Consider the following 24,015-nt stretch of genomic DNA (forward strand, 5'->3'; position numbering starts at 1 on the left):
GACATCTCTACGTTTTATTTTGCTTTTTTTTGTAATTTTCTCGCGGTAAGCACTGCCCTTCATAGCCAAATGGTGTCTCTAACGCTTTTTCCCATAAGCTTGGCGCAGGTTTGTCCTTATAGCGCAGCAATTTCCCTTGTTGTTTGTAGAGCAATATTTCCAACGTGATGCCGTTATTATTGGAAGTAAACGTATTGATGAGACCGGTACCATTTTCATAGATCCCTTCATAGAATCCCTTGTCTCGATCATACAAATGAGAAACATGGTCAAAGAGTAGATCCGTATATTCTGTGTCCCACAGCACCCACATTCCCATCGCCCCCTTAATGGCGACAGCTGAGTATTGTGGTAAATATTCGCCGACCTCGGAGATGGTATTCCAAGCAAAACCATCGGTATAAATCGTGTCGTAAACAAAGTAAGGCGCACCTGCTAATTGGTGCTCGGTCCTAGCGGTGATAATACCGGTTTGTTTATAACGCTCCTCCTGAACGCGATAAATCTGTAGTGCAAACTCCGCCATCCATTCATTGGAGTATTTCGCATCATGCCCTGTTTTGTCTTCCGTTAGATCCCAACCCAGCTCTATACCATCTAAAACGTAGCTTTCAGTTACAACGTAACTATGTGCTTTTAGCTTTCTCGGATCTCGGGTATCGTAGGGCACGTCGTAGCCAAATAAATTGATGGTCGCATACGGCTCTGGATCAGATGCCTGACTAGTATCAAACCCCCATAACTGGAAGCCTTTTGCTGCGTATTCTTCGTAGCCAAGTCGCCCTTCTTGCAAGTATTGGACTGGCTTATCTTTTTCTAACAATGCACCAAACATCGTGCCATTTTCGTCTACAACATTACAAAAATTCCAACGTAAAATTGCAGAGTCTATACTCGGTGCAAACTCAGGGTACCTTTGCTTAATGATATATAGCCAAACAAGTAATCGCCCTAGGTCGAGTGCTGAGTAGCCAATTTCTCCAGGTTGGTTGGCATAATCCACTTTCGCTGCATTTTGAGTGTTATAAGCCTTGTTTGGCAATTCGCCACGAAATAGGTCAAGCCGATTTAATGTTCCTATAAAAGCAATTAAACGCTTATCAAGTTCTTCTTTCTCAATAATCCCTAACTGATGCGCACTCACCGCACCAGCAAGATATGAAGCCGCATCCCACCATGTGACTGATGGGTAGTTATTTACCGCGTTAACTAAGCCCGTTGATTCTTGGTAGTTATTTTCAAAATATTTCCAAGCAATCCGAGCCATATCCATTTCTTTTTCGGTCAGTTCTCCATGACGAGGCTGAGGTATGCTCCAGTGAGACTTGCGCTCAACAATATCTTCTGAAAACTGATTATATTTATTACCACATCCAGCTACGGCCAGCGCGATACATAGTGTTGACAAATAGCGCATCGAATTCTCCCTAATACTGCACAATCTCACTTACTGAGCTCCAACCCGTAACAGAGGGCCATTTTCTATGTAGGCCAATGACTCCAATACGATTCCATTGGTATTGGCCGTAATCGCTCTATTAGGACGACCGTCCGCTTCATAGCGCCCTGAATACCAGCCTTTACCATCAGAAAATAAAGGCGATACTTCACTAATTAAGAGATCGGTATAGGCATTCTCATAAAGGGCGTACCAACCGAAAGCAGCCTTAGTAGACAACGTTTTAAGGTGCGATTGATCTTTGCCGTCATCCGATATTGCATTCCATTTTTTCCCATCCGAAAAGACTGTGTTATAAACAAAATAAGGCGCCTCATCGACGTTATCTTCGCTCACTGCGGTTACTATGCCTATATCGTCATAACGACGCTCTTGCGCACTAAACACACGATGAGCGAATATTTTTGAGACACTGTCTGAACCAAATTCAATGCCATCTAAAATATAGGATTCACTCACCACATAGTTATGGGCGTGATACTTCGCTGGGTCTCGCTTATCCGTTGGAATTTCGATCCCATAGACATCCACCATATCTAGGTAATCGATATATTTCATAGAGTTAAATACGTCTCGCCCCATCAAGAATAATGATTTCGATGCATACTCTTCGTAGCCGATTCGCCCTTCTTGGACAAGTTCAAATCCACCTTGCTCACTTGGACGAGAGCCGTATAAGTAGCCTTCAATTAACATTTCATCCATTTTCCAATGATTTAGAATATTGGTGACTTCAGTATTAAATTGTGGATATTGCCAAATAAGAATATTAAGCGGTACTAGGATTCGACCAATATCAATCGCAGACCAACCGATCCCTTCAGGTTTAGGATTATTTTGATAATCCACCATGGCTAATGTTTGTGTGTTATAGGCTTTGTTAGGCAACTTCCCTTCGACTAACGGTAAGCGAGCTAACGATCGCAAGGCTTTTTCCATGCGTATCTTAAACACGTCTTGTGTAACAATATTGATTTTTTCTGCCGCTATTAGCCCCATTAAATAAGACGCGGTATCCCACATCGTCGTAGAAGGATAGCCATCAACCGAGTTCACTAAACCCGTGTTCTCTTGGTAGTTATTTTCAAAATACTGCCAAGCCGTTGTCGCCCAAGTAAACTCTTCTTGAGTGAGCACTCGCTGCGCTTTTAGCGGAATCTCTTCATGTGCCTCAAACGTGATGTTGCCTAATGTTTTACCATAGTCACGCGTTTCAATAGAAAACGCGATCACAAGGGCGGTGGCGAGACCTAGAATAAATACAATATGGTGCCTTGCTGCTAGCATTGCTTTACTAAACTTCATATTTAAGATCCTCTGTCTCTGAAACGGCTGCTTTATCTGCAGTATCTTCTTTCGGTGGCTCCCAGAACGCGGCCGCTATCATGCCCCACATCGCGAGCATATTATTAATAATCCAAAACGTATTCAGTACTAGCCCACCTTCTGAGTATGATCCCCAGCCCCCAAAGTAATGCCCATACCAGGCAAAACATAAGCTAAATAAACTCAGTAAGAATACCGCCATTTGTGGGGCTACTAACTTGGCAAAATTGCCAGATTGGCGCTCTTTCGGCGTAGTTGGAAAGCTGATTTTACGCCCTCTTAATACCGTCCATAGTGCTCTCATATTAACGGGGAAGAAGGACAAAAAGTTGGTTTTTCCTTTGTAACCTGCCACACCCCACGTCCCAAGCATCATGGCAATCTCAGCGGTCAATACATAAGGAAGAAAATGCAAATAGAAAGTCACGTCATATGCGCTGACAGGTGCAATCGAGGTCAAAAAATAAATGATAGGGCAAGCTAAAAAGACGATGTTCCATACCGCAGATAGATTCGACCAAAAACTGCCGCCATACATTAGTTTCTGCTTAAAACTCAACCCTTTCCTAAATATAGGGTTATCGTTCATAAAAATATCAATGGAGCCGCCAGAATATTTAAAACGCTGAACCGTCCAAGTCTGTAAATCTTGCGGCGACAACATTTTGCTCTCCACTTCCGGATGCATAATAGATCGCCAATTACGTTGTGAATCGGAGTGAAGAACGATAGATGTATATAAGTCTTCTGATACATGAAATTTATAAGGGGTAAATTCAGTATCAAAGAGAATCTCATTACGCAGATTATCAGAAACGGATTGATCAACATTTTTTTCTTTGGTCAGTTTACGAATCTGCTTTTCGACATCTTTTTGTTCGTTGGTAATCTGCTCAGCATACGCTCTAAGCGCGGCTTCCATCACAGCTTCACGTCGATGTATAGAGCCGGCTCCACAACAAAACGCTGCATTCACCCAATTACGTCTACGCTGGATCACGTCATAAAACATTTGTGGGTCATTAACAAAAGGGTCTTCACCCAATGTCACTGGACCATAGATCTTCTCTACGCCCTTACCCAAAGGACTTGCCCACTTACCAAATTTACTCGATAGCCATTTAGGGAGTCGAACGCCTGCAGGTAAGTCGAAGAACCACTGCGGTGTTTGAACCCATGCCACATCAGGGTCTTTAAAGTAACCTAAGGTATGTTCCAAAATCGTAGAAAATGGTCGCGTATCGGCGTCACATATCACAACAAAGTCACCATAGGTTTGCTCCATGGCGTTTCTCAAGTTACCGGCTTTGAAACCCACGTTGCCTTCACGAGTGATATAACCAACACCCATTTCCTTGGCAAGTGCTTTCATCGAATCACGCTTGCCATCATCTAAGATGAAGATCTTCATCTCGATGGCGCTTGGGTAGGTGATCTTTTGCGCGTCTTCAATACTAAGCCTTACTAAATCAGGCTCTTCATCATAGCTGGGAAAAAATACATCAACTGAGACTGGTCTATCTTCATCACAATCTCGTACACATTGATTTATGTTGCTTGGTGGGGTTCTTTTCGGTTCATCTTTAGTTTTCCACATATTGATGGTAAACAAGATAGAACCTATAAATGCACAAGATTCCGCAAAGGCAAGTGGCAATGAAAACCACAACGCGTCCATATTCAATGCATAGGTCCAGCGCCACCATAAATACCACATACCTAATGTCAGGTTACAGGTGGCAATATACTGATATAGCAGCTCTCGCGGAATGCTATGTGGCACGGGTTCTGGCGGTGTTCGATGTTCGAACTTTTTGAAATACATATCCATTTACTTAACTTCCCTTATTAAGCATTCGCATGCTTCAGTTTCGTAAATGACTAGTTAAACGCTAAGCCTGTTCATTCTAGCCACTTAATAATCACCTGCTTTGTAGTGATTACTTGAAATAAGTTTCCCTTGCTCACTAATGATATTAATTACAAAGTCATCAGTTATTTTTAACGGTTCAATACTGGCAATTGTTACCACTTGGTTTTGACCAATCTTGATATTTTCGCCTCGCCAACACTGTGATTGTTCAGTGTTCGCCTGAATGCAATTAATTTCGATCTTAGCATTATAAAGATCTGTTCTTGAGTCATTGATTACGCTGATATTTATAAGCTTAGACGAAGAATTTTCTTTTACACTGGCAACAGGCAAAATTGGTTGAAAAGATTCTTTTAATGCCTGATAAGCGGGCTTCATCTCACGATTAACGTCCAGTATTGACCATGTTATAGAAGGCCAACTATCCACAAACATAAATTGATAAATGGCCGCAACGCCATTATTTTTTTTCAGACGCAGCTGCTCTGCGGCATATTTATTGACAACGCGCTGGTACTCTTGGCTATTAATAATTAGCTCATTAATATTCTTACCCATATCGACTTTCGCCAAATTTTTCAATTCATGTAGCTGAAAGTTATGATAATCAAGCTGACTTAATTGTTCAGCATTCAAAGGCCACGTATCCGTGTCCGTTAAAAAGCTAGATAACAACTCAGAACTTGGAAATGCCTGCGTGCCAAATTCACTAATGATGGGCGTTCCATTAAGCGTTTTGTAGTCCGTATACTGCCCAGAATACCATCCGTACCATGGGTGTTCATTAGTATAAGAAGCCTCTCTCACTACTCTGCCATCTTTTGACTTGCTCAAAGCAGAATACACCGCTTCTGTCAGCTGCTTATTGTGGGACGGGCTATACGTTGAATATTTATATTTCATCCATGTTGCATCCCATGGGGGCTCGTTGTGCCCACTCCAAAATGCAATCGAAGGATGGTTAGACAGCATGCTGGTCATTTCTACGGCTTGACGGGCCGCTTCTACCGCGGTGCTCAGTGAATCGTCATAGCCCCACTGCAAAGGGAAATCTTGCCAAACGACAAAGCCAACTTCATCTGCGAGTTGATAAAATGCTTTGCCGGCCACATGACCGTGAACTCTAATGCCATTAATATTTGCCTCTTTCATTAGAGCAAGATCATTGGCGTAGTCTTCTCGAGTCACTGTTCCTAACCATTGGCTAGCGATATAGTTAGTCCCTCTGATGAAATACGGTAGCCCATTTATATAGAAATGCTTATCGTCTTCTGAATAGCGAACCTCCCGAAAACCAACACGCTGCTGGCTACTATCTGAAAGCGTACCTTTTGGTAACGATACTTTTACTACTAAGTCATGGAGACTTGGCTTCCCCCAGTCATACGGCCACCACAGCGCTCGTTTCATACTCGGCACGGACCACTCAACCGTATTTTGCCCTTGCTTGACAGCGGTGGTGATAACGTATTTTTCACTGCGAGTTTGCGCTTTCACATCGTGTGGTGAAGTAAGTGAAATCTCTATCGTTGCCTCAACGTCAATCGCACTATCTAGCTCGATCGTCACGATACCAGAAGTGCTGCCATTGGGCTCAATAGTGGGGATGAATGTTATGTCGCGGATAGCGATTTGGCCGGTGCGCTTTAAGGCAACAGACCCCCATATCCCGCCCGAATTTGCATCTTGTCCTTTATCCGACCACGCGCCTCCTGGTCTGGTATCATGATGATTTAGTACACCCTTTATCTCTCGCTTGTTTAAAGACCAATCCGCATTTTTATCATCATTCTCACTGGTTACAACCACGCTAAGTTCATTGTTCTTCGGTTGAACAAAACGGGTTACATCAAACGAAAAAGGAGAGAAATACCCAACGTGAGAACCCAATGGAATATTGTTAAGTGACACGTCGGCGGCATAATCAACGGCTTCAAACATTAACCAATAGCGCTCACCACTAACATATCCCTGTAAGTCGAACGATGTTTGATAAAGGGCCTGGCCCGAAAAGCTGACCCCTTCAGAATGCCAGTTAGCTGGCACTTGTATAGATTGTTGATAAGGTAATATAGAAGGCGAAATCGACGTAAACTGCCACTGGCCATTCAAATTTTGCGAACTGATAGATTGAACTACCGATTGACTCGTGCAGCCTTGAAGGAAAATACAAATTAACATCCAACCAATAAATCGCACTAGCGGCCTCCTAACTCATCATGACTGCACGGTTTTAATTAGAGTAAACGTGTTTTTATCTCCTTCTTGCGTCAACTCCACATCATCAAGTAGCGCCGCCAAAATAATAAATCCACGCCCAGACGTCGTCCAAGTGTCCGGGTCATCTGGATCAGGCTCTATAAAATCGGCTTCCAACGCGGAGCGAAATTCAGCTTGAGACATACCGTCGCCAAAATGAGTGATATCGACAATCACTTTGTTCTCATTGTAGCGACTTAGGACCTCAATCGGCTCACCATCTTGGCTAGCGTAAGCATGCTCATAGGCGTTATTGACCAGTTCAACCACACATAACTCAAGTTCACCTATGGTGTTTTCGTTTATGCTACGTGAATACCAAAACCCTTTTAGGTCTTCAGCTGCAACTCTCGAAACATCAATGGCACTTTGATATGTATTTGAAAAAATGTGGCCGTCTCTGGTCATTATGCTGTCCCTATCATACTGCTAAACATCGAAAGTCATTTACATGGTATTAATTGCATCGGTTAGGCGATTCATCGCTGGATAAGGTCTTAAGTTTGTCCACATTATTGAGCTTTGCGTTTCTCCATCGTGGCCAATACTAAAATCTCCAAAAATGGTTTGTTCGTTGATTTCCACGCCCTGATGAATTTTGGTGTAGTCAAAAATAAGAGAGTGCTTCACCGTAGCGCCTGTTTTTACATTACAATTTGCGCCAATAAGCGCTGGACCTATGATGGTGGCACCCTCTTCAATTTGGCAACCGCTACCAATCACAACCGGTGGGACAATAGTGCATTTCGACAAATCGATATCCGTATTAATACCTAACCAAATACCGGCTTTTACCTGTGTACCTGGTATGCGATAACCAGGCACCTTGCCACTTAATACATCTTCCGTAACGCCCCAAATATCTTTGATATTACCAACATCAAGCCATTGAAAATTCATTTCAACCGCATGGAAAGGCACGTGCTGCTCGACAAGTTTAGGGAAGAGCTCACTACCAATATCAAACTCTGTATCTTTTGGGATATAGTCAAATATTGCAGGCTCAAAAATATAAATACCCGTATTCACCTGATCAGACAGAGCGTCTTCCTTCGCAGGCTTCTCTTGAAAGCTTTGTACGATCCCCTTTTCACCAGTAACGACCACGCCGTATTTTTCAACTTCATCGGCATGCACACGCTTAGTAATAATTGTCGCGATACCGCCATTTTTGTGATGTTTCTTTACCGCTTCTTTGAGATCCAAGTCAATCCACGCATCTCCACACACCACCACAAACGTCTCATCAAAAAAGCCTGAAAATTCTTGAATTCGCTTCATGCCTCCAGCAGAGCCCAACGCTTTACTCTCGAACACGCCATCCTTTAATGCCCCTTCACATGAATACGACAACTGTGCATCGAAATGATGTCCATCCCCAAAATAGCCCTCTATCACTTCCGCAAGATGGCTAGTGTTGATGACGATTTTGCTAATATTATGTTGAACAAACAATTCAATCATCGACTCCATCACTGGTTTCCCTAAAATCGGGATCATAGGTTTGGGTATCTGCTGAGTAATGGGACGGACGCGCGTCCCCTTCCCTGCTGCGAGAATCATTCCTTTCATATTGTATTCCTAGCCTTATTTCATTATTAGTAAACCACTCACTGGCTTAAGCTGACGTCGCAACCGCATCTTCGACGGTGTCATACGTTTTAATCAACCTATCCATACGGGTTAACTTAAATAATTCCCGTACTGGTTTTTTTGCACCTACAACCGCAATTTGCTTATCTCTCAACATCTTATAGACTGCCATTACCGCCCCTAACCCACTACTATCCATGAAAGTGACTTGTGAAATATCGAGCAACAAATTTGGTTTTATATCCGCCTGAACCTCTTCTATTGTTTGACGAAATGACGTGGCAAGCTTGGCATCAAAACGCGCTTCCTGAACTTGAATAACAGTAAACAAGTCGCTACTAGAAATGTCATACTTCATATAATTCCCTACCTATTGTGGTGTCCATTTACAAACTAGAATGCTGATATCGTCATCAAACATTTCATTATTTTGCCATTCGCGTACAGAGGACACGATATGACTTGGTTTAGCTTCAAGATTCATGTTGCCTTGAAGTGCTATTAATTCTTTTAAACGTTCTTCGGTATAAAACTCTTCTCCGACTCTGGCTTCAGTAATACCGTCGGTATAAAGCCAAACTTCATCATGTGGGCCCAAGCAGATGGTTTCTTGCTTGTAATCGGCAAAATCAAACATGCCCACGACAAAATTGTCATCGCCCAAAAATTCTGTCGTATCTGTTTTATGCTGTAGCCAAACAATGGGAGGATGGCCAGCTGCGCAATAGTTTAGCTCACCGGTTTTTTGATTTAACACCGCATAAACCATCGTAAAATAAAGATGGTTTGACGAGTCCTGACTGTATATTTCATTCAATTTAGTCACCACTTCGTCAGCAGGACGTATTACCTTTCCGGCACTCGTTTCTTTAAAAACCACAGAGCTCGGCCCATTGACAACAGAAAGTGTTTGATGAACAGAAAACGACAATAAAGCCGATGCCACACCATGCCCAGACACATCCAACAGATAAAAGCCAACATGATCTTCATCAAGAGGAAAGTAACCTAATATGTCGCCCCCTACTTGCGCACTTGGGATGGAGGTATAAGCCATCGAGGCGTGCTCAAATGAAGTCCGAGTGGGAAGTAATTGGCGGATGAAATCACCCGCAGAATCTAAGTCTTGTCTGATTGTTGCGTAGGCAGAATCTAATTGATGATTCTTTTGCAGCAGTTCATTGTGGAGGCCAAGGTTTCTGAAACCGGCCCGAATACGCGCATCCAGTTCATCAATTGCGGTATTTTTAGCGACAAAATCATCTGCACCGGCATCAATACCACTAATAATTGAATCTTGGTCATCTTGCGAAGACAGCAGTACAAAGAATATATAGCGATTGTAGTTGGTTGATTTCAGCTCTTTACAAAGCTGTACGCCATCCATTTTAGGCATGACCCAATCACTTAATACAAATTGAATATGTTCGCTTTTATTCAGGGCATCTAGCGCTTCATAGCCGTGGCTTGCTACGGTGACATCATAGCCGCGCTTTCTTAACAAAGAACTCATTAAGATCTGAGTAGTCTTATTATCCTCAACCAGAAGAATGGCTCTTTCTAATTGATTATTACTGAATTTATCACTTTCCATTCATCAGTATTCCGCGACATTTCAATCATTATAATCAGGATAGGAATAGAAACCGGAATTACCAAAAATATTTTTTGTTTTCTTCACGTTAGCGTGAGATTGTGCTTGAATTAGCATTATTGAGAGCTATTAACGTCGTAGGTGAATATGAACCGTAAAGTGGGATTTCTGAGTATTATCGCTCTCACTCCGCTCATCATAAAAGCTGACGACTATTTATCTCACTCTCGTCAGCATGCACCTGAGCCTATTTCACCTAATATCACTTCAGGTGATAATTCTGTAAATAAAGAACCTGAAGAAACAGAGGCTGACTTGATTTGGCGTGGTGTAGAAAGCTCATTTGAATTACCTCTTGGAGAATTAAAAAACCGGAAAGGACTTTCAGGGCTAAGTGGCAACCTTTCAATAAACCTGCCCCTTATTCAGACGCCAGATGCTAATTTGCCCTCAGGTACCACTAATGGTCCTGCGAACGTAAACTATACGTCAAACTTATCTTTAAAATATGTATTAATGGGCAACTGGTTTGTCTCTGGAACCCTCTATTACTATTGGGACAAAGAACAACAACAACCTTGGAATCCAGACTTTACTTATGTTTTCGGTTACAGCGATTGGCGCCCCTATACATTTAGTCTGCTTTACTCTAATTATGGCGGAAATAGATTCAGTCCAGAGCCTGGAGGATCACGAACCAACTTTAATGAAGGAACTTGGTCTCTGGGTTGGAAGTTTCCAGTAACAGGAAAACTCCTAGAATGGACGCGAATCAGTAAAGATGGCAGTATTGGTTGCCAAACTGATTACAATTACACCCCTTCTTATTTTGATCTCGCCTCAACTGGATATAAAGCTCATCACCAAACAATATCACTAGGGTGTAAGTACGCGATAACAGGAAACTGGTACATTAACGCCACCGCATTTTATTATTTTGACCGCTCTCAACAGCAGCCGTGGAACCCCGATTTTACCTATGGATTCGGGTATTTCGATTGGCGACCAGGTACAATTACCTTGCAATATAACAACTACTCAGGAAACCGTTGGAACTCACAGGATGCAGGAGAAAACACGGGGAGGTTTCTAGATGGCTCCGTCATGATTGCTTATTCATTCTCATTTTGATTTTCCGATAGCCCCCTACCCTTCATCACTATACCTTCCTGTCATTTTGCGTCTCAAATGGCAATTTCACACTCGTCCATTGGCGGACTTACTACCAACATATCCATCATTCTAAAAAACTAGCCTTATTTTCAAGAAGTTAACAGAAACCTCCACTTTGGCATGCTTCATGCTGCATATACAACAAATACAGATTTAGTTGATTTTGATACACATTTTACTAGTTCATACATATCGCTTTGCACATTTCGGTAATCGGCGTATTACAAACGACAGTTTCATTAAATGACTTAGAGAGGCACTCCATGGAAGGAACAAAACACGACGACCTTATCATTGGGACAGAAAGCGACGATAACGTGAATGCCCGTTCTGGTAACGATGAAGTGCATACTCAACAAGGTGATGATTTTATCGCTGGTGGTGAGGGTTCAGATCATATCGAAGCCGGGGATGGCGCAGATACCGTACTTGGTGATGTAGAGTACGATACCCCAGCAGAAGATGCACCGCCAGTCTCGACCAATACCGATGACTCATGGGGGGCCAGCCAATCGGTCTATTCGTTTTCAGCTGAAACTCAAGGCGATAACGCCGATCCAGTGACTCACAGCGTTCGACTTGGCAATTACATGGTTGATCAAACCAGTAACTTGACGGCTAGTTTCAATGTAAGCAGCACTCAAGAAGAGGTTGTGATTGTTATGACTGATGAGAGCGGTCAAGTCATTCAATCGCAACCCGCAACGATTGACGAAAACGGCGACATCTCATTAAGTTTTGCCTATACCTCGGAAGATTCCTCCACCGATTCACCCATCTACTTCTCACTAGAAACGACTGATGGCACGCCTATCGCTGAAGTTAACAGCGTTGACATTGCCGTCAACGGCCTATACGACGACACCATACTCGGTGGTGCTGGCGATGATATTCTTAAAGGCCAGCAAGGTAACGATACTATCTATGGTGGCACTGGCGATGATTTCTTAGACGGTGACATCAATGATGACCAACTCTTTGGTGGTGAAGGAAATGATGTCTTGGTCGGTGGGAACGGGGATGATTTTCTCTCTGGCGGCACAGGAAACGATACCTTAGTCGGGAGTGATGGCAATGATACCCTGCAAGGTGATGCTGGCGACGATATGTTACTTGGCGAGCTTGGCGATGACATTATTTATGGTGGTGAAGGCGCAGATGTCGCCATTGGTGATGACGGTGATGACTTACTCTACGGCGAAGGCGGTAATGACGTTCTAATCGGTGGTAAGGGCACGGACTATATCGAAGGTGGCACTGGCGATGATGAAATTCAAGGCGAAGATGGTAATGACACCCTTTATGGAGGTTCAGGCGCGGATTTCGTCATGGGCGGTGATGGTGACGATGTAATTTATGGTGAAGATGATAACGACGTTCTACTTGGTGGTGACGGAGAGGATACCCTATCGGGCGGCTTAGGTGATGACGTCATCGTCGGTGAAGTAGGCAATGATCATATTTCAGGAAATGAAGGCAATGATGTACTCATTGGAGACGCCGGGGATGACTATTTAGTCGGCGGCGTTGGTAATGATGAACTCTATGGCGGGACTGGCGACGACACCCTATTAGGTGGTGACGGTAGTGACATCATACATTCAAATGAAGGTGACGATATCATCTCGACTGGCGCAGGGGATGACCAAGTCTATGCAGGCTCCGGCGATGACCAAATTGAAACAGGCGCTGGTGATGACCTCATTTTCGGTCAGAGCGGCAACAGCACCATCGACTCCGGTGACGGTGCCGATACCATTTATACCGAGTCTGGCGATGATGTCATTTCTTCTGGTGCTGATGACGACACCATTTACGCGGGCAGCGGCGAAAACGTCATTGATACTGGTGAAGGTGCCGATACGGTTTATGCCGATGACGGTATTGATATCATCGATGCCGGTGCTGGTGATGACATCATCTATGCCGGAGGTGGGGATAATCAGATCTTTGGTCAAGAGGGTGACGATCACCTTTACTCAGGTTCCGGCGCAGATTCGATTCAAGCAGGTACGGGGAACGACACCGTTTATGCGGGCTCTGGCAACGATACCATTTCCGCAGGCTCTGGGAACGACCTTATTTTCGCTGGCGGTGGTGACGACACCATCACGGGTGAGCAAGGAAATAACACCCTATTTGGCGAAGGGGGTAATGATACTCTCACCGCAGGCTTAAACGCCAGTGAACTTCACGGTGGAGCCGGCCACGATACGCTCACGGGGTCAGATGAGGACGATGTATTAAAAGGCGGCGCTGATAACGACACATTGGTATCAGGCAAAGGTAACGACACCGTATTTGCTGGCTCTGGTATTGATACGGTTATTACTGGCGAGGGGGATGACATCGTCTTTGGCGAAGCCGGAACCAATACCATAGAAACGGGTGTCGGTAATGATTCTGTTTACGGCGGAACGGGAACCGACAACATTAATACGGGTGAAGGTAATGACACCATCTACGCTGAAGGCGGCGCTGATACCGTCTATTCAGGTACGGGGGACGACCACCTTGACGGCGGCGCAGGCGATGATGTGTTGTACGGTGAAGATGGCAACGACGCTATTTTTGGTGGTGATGGTGACGATGAACTCATTGGTGGCGACGGCTACGATTTTCTTGCCGGAGGGGCGGGAAATGACACCATGACCGATGATGGCCAGGATACACTTCTTGGTGAGGCTGGTGATGACACATTAATCGCCGCAGCGACGGGTTCTCACAACATTTTTGGTGGCAGCGGCAACGACACACTGGTCGGCAGCAACGTCGCGGACACCCTCTATGGTGGCGATGATAACGACACAATTACTGGCGGCGACGGTGACGATAATCTATTTGCCGGTGACGGACAAGATACCGTAGACGCGGGTCTAGGTGATGACACCGTGTTTGGCGAAGCAGGCACAAACACCATTACTCTTGGTCAGGGTGACGATATCCTTTACGGCGGCGAAGGCAGTGATACCGCAACCGGGGATCAAGGTGATGACGCGCTTTATGGGGGGGCAGGTGCCGATACACTCTCCGGTGGAGAAGGCGCTGATACAATTGATGGGGGCATTGGTAACGACCAACTGTTCGGAAATGAAGAAAGCGACGTTCTGCTCGGTGATGCTGGCAACGATAGTCTAGACGGTGGTTCTGGCGATGATTACCTATTTGCAGGCTCGGGTAATGACCACCTCATAGGAGGTGAAGGAAGTGATCAACTACATGGCGAGTCCGGTGACAATACGCTCGATGGCGGCCTAGGTGACGATATTATTCTTGGTGGTACAGGCAATGACACCATTATTGGCGGCGAAGGCGATGACTATATCAAAACGGGTGCGGGTAATGATTCCGTCACTGGAGGCATCGGCGATGATGAAATCATTGCTCAAAGTGGCGATAACACCTTATTTGGTAACGAGGGTAACGATACAATAAGCTCCGGCGACGGCAATGACAACATTGAAGGTGGCGAAGGAAATGACACCCTATCATCAGACGATGGCAACGATATATTACGCGGTGGTAGTGGTGCTGATTCACTCATTGCCAACGCTGGCAACAATAAACTGTACGGCGGCTATGACAGCGACTCTCTCTCCTCTGGAGCAGGTAATGACCAACTTTGGGGCGACGAAGGTAATGACAGCCTGAGCGCTGGCGCTGGCGACGACAAACTGTATGGCGGAGCTGGCAATGACCTATTAAACGCAGGGTCAGGTAACGATTTACTCGAAGGCGGCGAAGGTGATGACAAGCTTTATGGATATGGCGATAACGATACGCTAGACGGGGGCACTGGCGCCGATAAACTTTATGGCGGTGACGGTGACGATACGCTAACAGGTGGTACTGGTGATGACCGGTTGAAAGGCGACAGTGGCACTGACCAACTATTCGGTGGCGAAGGTAATGACCGCCTTGAAGGTGGATCCGGTAACGACCTTCTCTATGGTCAAGACGGCAATGACACTATGTATGGTCAATCTGGCGACGACCACATGTATGGCGAGCTCGGTAATGACAAAATGTACGGCGGTTCTGGTGCTGACCACATTTCCGGTGAAGAAGGTAACGACACACTCGATGGTGGCGGTAACAATGATTACATTGATGGTGGAGTTGGTGATGACACACTTCGTGGCGGATCGGGCGATGATTTGATCTTTGGTCAAGAAGGCAATGACTCGCTCGACGGTGGTAGCGGCCTTGATCAATTATTTGCTGGCAGTGGCGACGACACGCTTATATTCGACAGTGAAGAACTGACCTCTGGTGATGTTAACTCGGTCTACTTTAGCGGGGGCGAAGGCTTTGATGTTCTGGTCGTGGGCAACGATGGTGACAACCAAACCATCGACATGTCAAAAACCGCCTTCCAAGAAATTGAAGGCATAAAAGTCAATTCAACCGATACCGACATTTCAATTGCGCTCGATAAGGTCACCGTCAATGACACCGCCGGCGACGTAAACGGTCAATTTGTTTGTACCGGTGCAAAATCTATCGACTTATCTGGTTGGGGATGGGAGCTCAAAAGTACCACGACAGATATGGACCAAGGGCTTAAAGATGCCTACGAAGCACAAAACCTTGATACGTCTAATCTGTATGGCTACAAACTCGAAAGCTCAGATGGAAAAGAAGTCACTATTTGGAGCGACTTAGAGCAAGACGATATTAACTTCCCATCAGACGTGGTTTAACTATTTAATTAATAACTTAGCTATTGAATTAACAGTTTAGCTTCCTTGCAACATTTGACTGTTTGCCCTCTTCTACAGAGGGCTTTTTTTATCGCAGCCATGAGCAAAAATTAATTCGCTAAGGTTAATTCGCTACGGGATGCAATCTCCAATCAATCGTCGTGCGAGACTTTTGCATCCTGCAACCATTACAGTAATAGCTCACATTACCACACGCTTTTAACGCTTCAAGTGAGTCACCGCACTCTGGACAAAAAGGGATTTTACGGTATTTCGTTGTACACTCTGAACATGTGTGTCCGGCGCTGCTTGTTACTTCCGCGTCGCAGTTCGGGCACAATAACGTTGGCTTAGTCATAACGGTTCCTCTTTCGCCAAATCTATGGCAAGTTCCTGAATCTACTGAAAACTCGCCGAATTATTGACCGTAAGAAACTGACAAACAAGTAACATACCGTATTGACGGCATCTATTAGAGAAGGCGATTAGAAACTAAGCTGAGAGCAGCCTACAAGTGCGTTTTCACGTTAGTGAGAGTGCAAACAACCGTACACTTTTTCATGACAGCATTGGCACTGGTATGAGTGTCGGTGCGTCTTCTCGCCACAATGGGGACAAGGTATCATCCTCTTATCAGAGCTGCATAAAATAAGGATTAACCCCACAGGACCAAGTACATACCCTAATAGCGCACCCGCAATGACTCGCCCCTTCTTTGCCCCTACTATGACGGACAGCACGAGAAAAAAACCATAAAAGGACAACCAAAATACCATCTCCGGCTCCATATCCTATACCTCTCTCATCGCTCGATAATAACTGACTGTCAATGGCGCAGTTAAGTAGTCCCATAATGTTCGTTGCTCTAACACAATAAACACCTCGGTCTGCATGCCCGGATATAGCTCTATATTCTCTAATCCGTTCAATGCATCTTTTCCTAGTTTGACCTTCACCATATAGCCCGTTTGTTGCTCGTTCGTGTCACCACTTAATCTGTCAGCGGCAATGTAAGTCACTTCTCCATCTACTGGCGGTGTTTTCCTCACATTGTACGCACTTAACCGCACCTTAGCTTGCTGCCCTACGCGCACCACGTCGATATCTTGCGGTGGAATCAGCGCTTCAATAATAAGCTCGTCACTATCAGGTACAATCTCCATCAGCACATCGCCTGGATTAACCACGCCACCAACACTGGCCACATTAAGTCCCACTACCGTGCCATTATGTTCACTTCGAATAGTGACTCGAGACTTAACATCCGTGGCGGCTTTTAATGCCTCACTAATATCGCGTGACTCCTTTTGAATCTGTGCCAGTTGCGAAGAATAGGTCTGTTTCAACTCCAAAAGCTGTGCTTGATGAGTTTGTTCTAATGTCTTCAATTGACGATGATTCACTTCTGTTTCTGCCGTAACTTCTGCAAGCTCTGCGTCTACCCGTGCCGCGGCTCTTTTTAATTCCAACATTCTTGTTTTTGACACGTAGCCTTTTTTGACTAGCCCTTGCGTCATATCAATTTCTTCTTTAAGTAGTGCTCGCTGCCTCGCTATCGCTCTTCTTTGGAAAGTCCCACCGCGAATCTGCTCGTCCAATAGTGCTTTTCTTTGAGTATACTGACCTTTTGTCAGCTCCAACTTCAGCATTGCTTGCTGAAATTGAAGTTGCTCGCTACTAATGACATTGGCAACAATTTGAGTCTTATCGACGGTATCAACGTCTAAGCCATCATCAATAAACGTCCAATCCACGGTATTCTTTCCAGCAAGCAGTGCATTAAGTCGACGTTTTTGATAGTCCAAAGAAATAGATTTCAACATCAAACGTTGAAAGTCTGCTTCGGCTTTTGAATTGGATAACTCTAGGAGTACGTCTCCCACTTTTATACTTTGCCCTTCTTTCACATAAACTTGTTTCACCCACCCCCCTTCAAGGTGTTGAACTTGTTTACGTTTGCTTTCTACCACCAGCACTCCTCTGGCAATAGATGCGGCACTTAAGTCGACAGACGTCGCCCACCAAACGAAACCTATCGTTGTAAGTAAGCTAAGAATAATGCCCTTTTTAACGACGTTCGCTGTATCAAAAACCATACCGACTCCTAACTCGCGCTGCGCGATTGTCTCTTAGATGATCCCACTGCATTTTCCGCTTCCGCATGCAACCCAAGAAACTGTTCACTTTTGCCCGCTTTTTCTACCTTTCCATCTTTAAGTAAAATGACCCAATCCATTTGCCTTAAAAATCCAGGACGATGGCTTATCATAACCGCGGTGATTTCATTTTCCTTACAGTGCTGCAATACAATTGCGAGTGCGACCTCACCTTCGGGATCAAGGTTTGAGTTCGGTTCATCAAGCACCAAAACCTTAGGGTTGGAGAAAATGGCGCGAGCCAAACCTATGCGCTGCATTTGTCCACCTGAAAGTTGTAAACCTCCTTCGCCACAATAGGTTTGATAACCATCCGGTAGAGATATAATCAACTCGTGTATACAGGCAAGTTTTGCAGCGGCGACGACATCTTCATCTTTGGCATTGCTAAAACGACAAATGTTGTCTCTAACCGTACCTGACAGCAACCCCACATGTTGGGGTAAATAACCAATATGTTCACCAAACTGGGTTTCTGACCATTGTTCAATCGTCGCCCCATCGACTTCAATCATGCCAATACTAGGTTGATAGATACCCATGATGAGCTTAGCTAGCGTCGACTTTCCAGAACCCGAATTCCCCAAAATGGCGAGCGACTGACCACCTGCTAATTTAAAGTTAATATTTTGCAGCAAGGGCTCTTGCATCGCTGGCAGCTTCAGTGCCACATTTTTAAACTGAATATTACCCTTAGGTTGCGGTAGCGTGACTTTCGCCACGGAGTGTTCGCTTTCACCTAGTTTATTTAAACGACGCCATGCGCCCATCGCGCTATACCAAGACTTCCAGCCCGATACGGCTTGTTCGAAAGGCGAAAGAACACGTCCCATTATGATTGAACTCGCAATAATCGCGCCTGTCCCCAACTGTTGAGTCAGTACCAAATACACACCCAATGTGAGCACTGCTATTTGTAACAAGGTGCGAAAATATCGACTCAATGACAGCAGCCAGCCAGTTCGAGAATTCACCTTCCATTGATACGCTAATAGCTTTTCACTCTTGCTTTCCCAAACCTTACCAATATTTTCAGACATCCCCATCGCTTTTAACATGGGAGCATTTCGTAGGTAGTCGTTTAACTCCATATTGGTACGATTAGAATACTGGTTGGATGCATCATTCGATTGTCGGCTCTGATACATCATCACCACAGCCATCACCATAAAAACAGTGCTGCCCAGCAATGCTACCGCCCCAATATATGGATGAAGCATAAACAAAATAACAACAAAGAAAGGCACCCAAGGAAGGTCAAAAATAGCGGAAGTAGATGGTGTCACTAAAAAGTTACGTATTTCAGAGAGATCTTGTAGACCTTGCTTCTCTATCCGATTGGTAATGGATGACTGAGAAATACTTTGCGCGAGCAATAGACCGCTCAAAGAACAATCTAACTTTAACCCTGACTTTTGCAGCAGTTCTGTACGAATATATTCCATCAAGAATTGCGCTGTCACTAAGAAAAGAGCAATTCCCATCAGAGCAAACATCGTTTCAAGGCTGGAGCTTGACAGCACTCTATCGAATAGCTGTAAGCCATAAATAGGCAGTGACAATACTAAAAAATTAATCACTAGGCTGAAGTAACACACTATCCATAGTTCTTTTCTTGCTTGTGCAAAGGCAGACTTTATGCGCTCCATGAAAGTCTTTACTCCAAATAAGGTCCATTTAAAAAGGAGTATAGTAACTACAATGCCAATGTGTACTTTTTTACGGTTCTATAAATTTCTTTACAAACAAATCGTTAGCTCCGTCAATTACGACGTTATGCTAAGTTAAGTTTCTTACTGATTTCAACACCGGTCGCCACCGCGCGGTGGCTTTCTTTTAGTATCCAGTTAATTGGATTCCTGACCCAAGGTTGTGGGTCTTCCGCAGGAAAGCGGTTCACTGTTTTAACCGCGACGACATTGAGCCCCACCTCCTCACACGTTTCAATACAGCGTTTAGCATGCCATGACTGAGCCACTACAATGACATTTCGTCCCACAGCACGCGCAAGTGCTTGCTTAGCAATATCCGTTGTTGTTAGGTAGCTTTCACTTGTTATGACATGAGCGTGTTTAATGCTATTGATGGCATGGGTCGCAACTTCTTGTTGAAGGTGTGCATCCAAAAATGGATATTGCTTAACAATTTTTATTGTTTCTTGAGCAAGAGAGCTATTCACGTCATCGCTATCGCCAAAGGAAAATGCAATCACGCTGTGAGCATCTAAAGGGTTACCATAATCGTCAATCGACAGAGGGGTTTCCCCTAAATAAGTTTCCACTCTTTGTTTTTGTTGTTGACTAAGTTGATAGTCGCGTGAAGACGCAAGGAATTGTTGTAACACTGTCGCCGAATGGCGAACGGGAGAAAGTTCTGAGCGAGTTAAAGTATTGATAAAGTTTCGCATAGCAGCACCTCGTTAGGTTAGCCCTGCCTATCCGTTGACTCAATACAGTCCGTTGACGCCATGATAGTATCAACTTCAACGGAAAAATGACAGCGCCTAGTATAAAAAGTAATCACTTTTTCTTAACGCTGAGCGTTCGATTTTGAGACACTCTCGATCTAATCAAACTCGAAAATAATAACTTATGTATTATCATTAAGTTATCTTCTGTATTCCTTCCGGGGACTTTTTATTGGCATCTCGCTTAATTCGGTACTTTTTCATCACCTTACTGTCAGCGGCTTCTGTGCACGCTGATACTGACGCACCCGAATTGCCAAGCTTTTACGGCGGTCGGTCTGTGGCTCCCGGTGAAACAGCAAAAGAAGCGACAGCCATAGACTATCAACGGCGCGCTTTAGCACCGCCCATTCTCCCAGAAGACACCATTGAAGAGTATAACAAGGCCAATTCATCCCCCTCTCCCTTAATCGTGATGGATGAGTACGTACACAATCAGGAATTGTTTTTAGCAGACATTCAAAAACTTTCTCGCAATGATTGGCTTCTTGCACGAAAAGCCCAGCATTACTTTCAGAAAAACTACCACGAACCAACGGGGATGTGGGATTCTGTCCAAGGCTACCACCACGCGACAATGTGGGATATTGCCAGCGGGTTAGCCGCCACATTAGCGCTGCACGCTCTTGAGTTAGAAACAACCGAAATAACCCGAGATCGACTTCGTACCACCTTGACCACACTCGCTGACTTTCCGCTTTACAAAACAACGCTGCCCAATCGAGAATACAGCGCAAAAACTGGCTTACCCAGTGGCAGTTATAGTACCAGCTCATCAAATGGTAACGGTTGGTCAGCATTAGATATTGGCCGTCTGCTCATTTGGTTGAAGATTACCGAAGCTCATTTTCCGGAGCTGTCACCCATTGTCCAAGACATCACATCCCGTTGGACCTTGTCGGCAGCAATAAAGAAAAAAACTCTCTATGGGACAAAATTGTATAAAGGTAAGGAGTATTTTAGGCAAGAAGGTCGATTAGGTTATTTGCAGTACGCGGCACAAGGTTACGCGCTCTATGGATTCGACTTATCTGCTAGCTACGACAATACCACATCAGAAACCATTACCGTGGATGGGATGGACCTGCATGTAGATACACGCAATGTGCCCTATTTTACCAGCGACCCCTATGTATTACTTGCATTGGAGATTGGTCGTCCACAAGTATGGTGGAATCAATTAGATGCGCTCTATCAATTGCAGAAAAAACGCTCAACGCTAACAAATAAACTACACATTTACGCAGAAGATGCGATGAGTAAAAGCCCTTGGTTCGCCTACAATAATATCTACTATTACGGGACGAGTTGGTTGAGTGTCAGCCCTGGAGGCAAACCCATTGAAACACCACAGCGATTTAGTAATAAAGTAGGATTTGGTTTTAGCGTGTTATTTGACGACACTTTCAGTACAAAACTAAGAGATGAAGTCCTTCGAACCAGCTTAAACGCTAGAAGCATACCCACAGGTATCTATACTGACAATGGCACTAACAACGCGTTCAACATCAACACTAATTCATTAGTTTTGGTGTCATTATGGTACAAAGCACTCGGAAAAACCCCAATCCTAGAAGCCTCAATGAGCCAGCGTCTTCAGTGGAAAAATCAAGTATCCGAAGATCAAACGTTGCGAATAAAGAACATGAACGACGGATAGTCAGAGAATGTTGATGTCCCTTTAAATAGACCACCTTTTTTAGGGTAAAGGCGGTCTTTGTACTACAGCGCCGATTTATACTGCTGCGACGACTGATATTTCCACTAACAGCTCTTCTCTCGCCATGCTCGCTTCAACACACGCTCGCGCAGGCGCGTGGCCTTCAGGTACCCAAGCATCCCATACATCATTCATGGCTTTAAAGTCATCCATGGTTTTCACATAGATAGTTGCTGACAGTAGTTTTTCGCGGCTCGAACCCACGCTTTCTAATAGCTCGTCCACTTTTTCTAACATGGTTGTGGTTTGGTGAGTAATATCTTTTGTTGAATCCTTAGCCACTTGCCCACAAAAATAAACCGTGCCGTTATGAATCACGGCGCGACTCATACGTTGTTTTGTCTCTTTTCTTTCAATCATCTTACTACCTACTATTACATCAACATGTGCGGCTTAAACCGAATAAATACCCGCAAATGATAAATTGCATATCATGGTGTAGCAATGGATTCCTTCTAAAACCGAGAACACGCGCTAAGTATCTGTATCATCATTATTAATATCAGAAACTTAAGGTAGCCGACAATTCACATTTTGCTACCAATGTTGCCTCCAAAGGTTCACTAATTCGTCAGTTCATGTACATTACTTGAATCAAGGTATAACAAGGATGTAGATATGACAAAGAAGGTGTTCGCGGTAATTGGGACTGGCGCTATTGGCGGCTACTATGGTGCAAGGCTGCATCACAGCGGACAAGAGGTGCATTTTCTTTTTAACTCTGATTTTGCGCATGTTCGTGAGCACGGTTTAACAGTTGATTCTCACTATGGCGACTTTTCGATTGCTCCCAACTCGCTGCATGCCTATTCAACAAGTGAAGCGATGCCGAAAGCCGATGTCATCTTGGTTGCCATCAAAACGACAAGCAACCAGCTGTTATCTAAGCTCATCGCACCAATAGCCAAACCCAATACGCTAGTAGTATTACTGCAAAACGGTATTGGCGCAGAACAAGAGCTATCTGAACAGCTCAACTTACCCTTTGTTGCTGGTGGGCTTTGCTTCATCTGTTCTAATAAGATTGGCCCTGGGCATATTCATCATATCGATTACGGCCGACTGACTCTGGGAGTGTATGGCGAAGAAGGGCTTATACCATTGGAAAATGTTGCGAGCGATTTTCGAGGCTGTGGCGTAGAAGTTGACGTAGAACAGCGCATTGTCGACGCGCGTTGGAAAAAACTGCTGTGGAATGTGCCATTCAATGGACTGTCCGCCGTATTATCTGCCGATACCAAGCAAATCATGCAATGCCCCGAACTTGTCTCTTTAGCAAAAGAAGTCATGCAAGAAGTCCAAACGGCAGCAAAGGCATTAGGAACAGACCTGCCATCCTCTTTAATTGATACCATGCTTAGCAATACGGCGGCGATGAAGCCTTACCACACGAGTATGCTGCTCGATCTAAAGAACCAAAGAGCATTAGAACTGCAATACATGTACAAAAATGTATTAGAGCTCGCAGGTTCTCATGATATCGGCATGCCGAAAACAGCAACGTTATATCAACAACTGTGTTTTATCGACCCGGCAACAAACACTTAACGCACTGTCACACATCATCTAAACGAGTCAATTTCACTCATAAACAACGAAAAGACCAATTTAGTCACTCTACTCACCTGCTCATCGTTAGCAGGCGAGTGGTAATTTCCACCAATTATCGATAAACTGCGCCCGTCAAAACCC

At 44.5% G+C, this 24,015-nt stretch carries 17 protein-coding genes; 4 read left to right on the forward strand and 13 right to left on the reverse strand.

What is annotated here, in order from left to right:
• Positions 1-7 precede the first annotated feature (7 nt).
• The 8 genes from L4D74_RS05005 to L4D74_RS05040 all read right to left on the reverse strand — a co-directional run bounded on the left by L4D74_RS05005 (position 8) and on the right by L4D74_RS05040 (position 10,104).
• Positions 8-1,417 (reverse strand): DUF3131 domain-containing protein, encoded by a 1,410-nt coding sequence (locus L4D74_RS05005; protein ID WP_428751035.1) that lies wholly within the window; start codon positions 1,415-1,417, stop codon positions 8-10.
• 30 nt (positions 1,418-1,447) lie between these two features.
• A complete protein-coding gene (locus L4D74_RS05010) occupies positions 1,448-2,764 on the reverse strand; it encodes a DUF3131 domain-containing protein (protein WP_428751036.1) in 1,317 nt (438 codons plus the stop codon).
• A complete protein-coding gene (locus L4D74_RS05015; protein ID WP_428751037.1) occupies positions 2,754-4,616 on the reverse strand; it encodes a glycosyltransferase family 2 protein in 1,863 nt (620 codons plus the stop codon). The genes L4D74_RS05010 and L4D74_RS05015 overlap by 11 nt, the downstream gene beginning before the upstream one ends.
• Before the next feature lie 84 nt (positions 4,617-4,700).
• Positions 4,701-6,857 (reverse strand): glycoside hydrolase family 2 protein, encoded by a 2,157-nt coding sequence (locus L4D74_RS05020; RefSeq protein WP_428751038.1) that lies wholly within the window; start codon positions 6,855-6,857, stop codon positions 4,701-4,703.
• A gap of 18 nt (positions 6,858-6,875) precedes the next feature.
• The gene (locus L4D74_RS05025) at positions 6,876-7,325 is read right to left on the reverse strand and encodes an ATP-binding protein (protein ID WP_428751039.1); all 450 of its coding nucleotides are present in this window, start codon (positions 7,323-7,325) and stop codon (positions 6,876-6,878) included.
• Between the two features lie 39 nt (positions 7,326-7,364).
• Positions 7,365-8,489 (reverse strand): nucleotidyltransferase family protein, encoded by a 1,125-nt coding sequence (locus L4D74_RS05030; protein ID WP_428751040.1) that lies wholly within the window; start codon positions 8,487-8,489, stop codon positions 7,365-7,367.
• Positions 8,490-8,535: 46 nt separating this feature from the next.
• On the reverse strand, positions 8,536-8,868 hold the full coding sequence (locus tag L4D74_RS05035) for an STAS domain-containing protein (protein ID WP_428751041.1): 333 nt from the start codon (positions 8,866-8,868) through the stop codon (positions 8,536-8,538).
• Positions 8,869-8,880: 12 nt separating this feature from the next.
• Positions 8,881-10,104 carry a SpoIIE family protein phosphatase gene (locus L4D74_RS05040; protein WP_428751042.1) on the reverse strand — a complete coding sequence of 408 codons (1,224 nt, stop codon included), beginning with the start codon at positions 10,102-10,104 and terminating at the stop codon, positions 8,881-8,883.
• Between the two features lie 147 nt (positions 10,105-10,251).
• Here L4D74_RS05040 and L4D74_RS05045 point away from each other — a divergent pair, with 147 nt between their 5' ends.
• Together L4D74_RS05045 and L4D74_RS05050 are read left to right on the forward strand one after the other, a co-directional pair.
• Positions 10,252-11,235 carry a hypothetical protein gene (locus L4D74_RS05045; RefSeq protein ID WP_428751043.1) on the forward strand — a complete coding sequence of 328 codons (984 nt, stop codon included), beginning with the start codon at positions 10,252-10,254 and terminating at the stop codon, positions 11,233-11,235.
• Between the two features lie 305 nt (positions 11,236-11,540).
• Positions 11,541-15,980, forward strand: a complete 4,440-nt coding sequence (locus tag L4D74_RS05050; protein ID WP_428751044.1) for a beta strand repeat-containing protein — start codon at positions 11,541-11,543, stop codon at positions 15,978-15,980.
• Between the two features lie 124 nt (positions 15,981-16,104).
• Here the strand turns inward: L4D74_RS05050 and L4D74_RS05055 are convergent, their stop codons facing one another.
• From L4D74_RS05055 to L4D74_RS05070, 4 genes are all read right to left on the reverse strand, one after another.
• Complete coding sequence (locus L4D74_RS05055; protein ID WP_428751045.1) at positions 16,105-16,338, reverse strand: YfgJ family double zinc ribbon protein; 234 nt, start codon at positions 16,336-16,338, stop codon at positions 16,105-16,107.
• Positions 16,339-16,771: 433 nt separating this feature from the next.
• The gene (locus L4D74_RS05060) at positions 16,772-18,076 is read right to left on the reverse strand and encodes an HlyD family type I secretion periplasmic adaptor subunit (RefSeq protein ID WP_428751047.1); all 1,305 of its coding nucleotides are present in this window, start codon (positions 18,074-18,076) and stop codon (positions 16,772-16,774) included.
• Between the two features lie 8 nt (positions 18,077-18,084).
• Positions 18,085-19,785, reverse strand: coding sequence for a type I secretion system permease/ATPase (locus L4D74_RS05065; protein WP_428751048.1), 1,701 nt, complete (start codon positions 19,783-19,785; stop codon positions 18,085-18,087).
• Between the two features lie 125 nt (positions 19,786-19,910).
• Positions 19,911-20,543: a hypothetical protein gene (locus tag L4D74_RS05070; protein WP_428751049.1), complete on the reverse strand. Its 633-nt coding sequence runs from the start codon at positions 20,541-20,543 to the stop codon at positions 19,911-19,913.
• A gap of 232 nt (positions 20,544-20,775) precedes the next feature.
• Here L4D74_RS05070 and L4D74_RS05075 point away from each other — a divergent pair, with 232 nt between their 5' ends.
• Positions 20,776-22,263, forward strand: coding sequence for a DUF3131 domain-containing protein (locus tag L4D74_RS05075; protein ID WP_428751050.1), 1,488 nt, complete (start codon positions 20,776-20,778; stop codon positions 22,261-22,263).
• 75 nt (positions 22,264-22,338) lie between these two features.
• Here L4D74_RS05075 and L4D74_RS05080 read toward each other — a convergent pair whose 3' ends face one another.
• Positions 22,339-22,683, reverse strand: a complete 345-nt coding sequence (locus L4D74_RS05080; protein WP_428751051.1) for a RidA family protein — start codon at positions 22,681-22,683, stop codon at positions 22,339-22,341.
• A 258-nt stretch (positions 22,684-22,941) separates the two neighbouring features.
• Between L4D74_RS05080 and L4D74_RS05085 the strand changes: the two genes are divergently transcribed.
• Complete coding sequence (locus L4D74_RS05085) at positions 22,942-23,871, forward strand: 2-dehydropantoate 2-reductase (protein ID WP_428751052.1); 930 nt, start codon at positions 22,942-22,944, stop codon at positions 23,869-23,871.
• Positions 23,872-24,015 lie beyond the last annotated feature (144 nt).

It is taken from the genome of Vibrio cionasavignyae (assembly GCF_050337155.1).
GTDB lineage: Bacteria > Pseudomonadota > Gammaproteobacteria > Enterobacterales > Vibrionaceae > Vibrio > Vibrio nomapromontoriensis.

Excerpts from the sequence above, each read along its gene's own strand:
- L4D74_RS05005 (WP_428751035.1), bottom strand. The coding sequence starts at position 1,417 with ATGCGCTATTTGTCAACACTATGTATCGCGCTGGCCGTAGCTGGATGT.
- L4D74_RS05010 (WP_428751036.1), bottom strand. The coding sequence starts at position 2,764 with ATGAAGTTTAGTAAAGCAATGCTAGCAGCAAGGCACCATATTGTATTT.
- L4D74_RS05015 (WP_428751037.1), bottom strand. The coding sequence starts at position 4,616 with ATGGATATGTATTTCAAAAAGTTCGAACATCGAACACCGCCAGAACCC.
- L4D74_RS05025 (WP_428751039.1), bottom strand. The coding sequence starts at position 7,325 with ATGACCAGAGACGGCCACATTTTTTCAAATACATATCAAAGTGCCATT.
- L4D74_RS05030 (WP_428751040.1), bottom strand. The coding sequence starts at position 8,489 with ATGAAAGGAATGATTCTCGCAGCAGGGAAGGGGACGCGCGTCCGTCCC.
- L4D74_RS05035 (WP_428751041.1), bottom strand. The coding sequence starts at position 8,868 with ATGAAGTATGACATTTCTAGTAGCGACTTGTTTACTGTTATTCAAGTT.
- L4D74_RS05040 (WP_428751042.1), bottom strand. The coding sequence starts at position 10,104 with ATGGAAAGTGATAAATTCAGTAATAATCAATTAGAAAGAGCCATTCTT.
- L4D74_RS05045 (WP_428751043.1), top strand. The coding sequence starts at position 10,252 with ATGAACCGTAAAGTGGGATTTCTGAGTATTATCGCTCTCACTCCGCTC.
- L4D74_RS05050 (WP_428751044.1), top strand. The coding sequence starts at position 11,541 with ATGGAAGGAACAAAACACGACGACCTTATCATTGGGACAGAAAGCGAC.
- L4D74_RS05055 (WP_428751045.1), bottom strand. The coding sequence starts at position 16,338 with ATGACTAAGCCAACGTTATTGTGCCCGAACTGCGACGCGGAAGTAACA.
- L4D74_RS05060 (WP_428751047.1), bottom strand. The coding sequence starts at position 18,076 with ATGGTTTTTGATACAGCGAACGTCGTTAAAAAGGGCATTATTCTTAGC.
- L4D74_RS05065 (WP_428751048.1), bottom strand. The coding sequence starts at position 19,785 with ATGGAGCGCATAAAGTCTGCCTTTGCACAAGCAAGAAAAGAACTATGG.
- L4D74_RS05070 (WP_428751049.1), bottom strand. The coding sequence starts at position 20,543 with ATGCGAAACTTTATCAATACTTTAACTCGCTCAGAACTTTCTCCCGTT.
- L4D74_RS05080 (WP_428751051.1), bottom strand. The coding sequence starts at position 22,683 with ATGATTGAAAGAAAAGAGACAAAACAACGTATGAGTCGCGCCGTGATT.
- L4D74_RS05085 (WP_428751052.1), top strand. The coding sequence starts at position 22,942 with ATGACAAAGAAGGTGTTCGCGGTAATTGGGACTGGCGCTATTGGCGGC.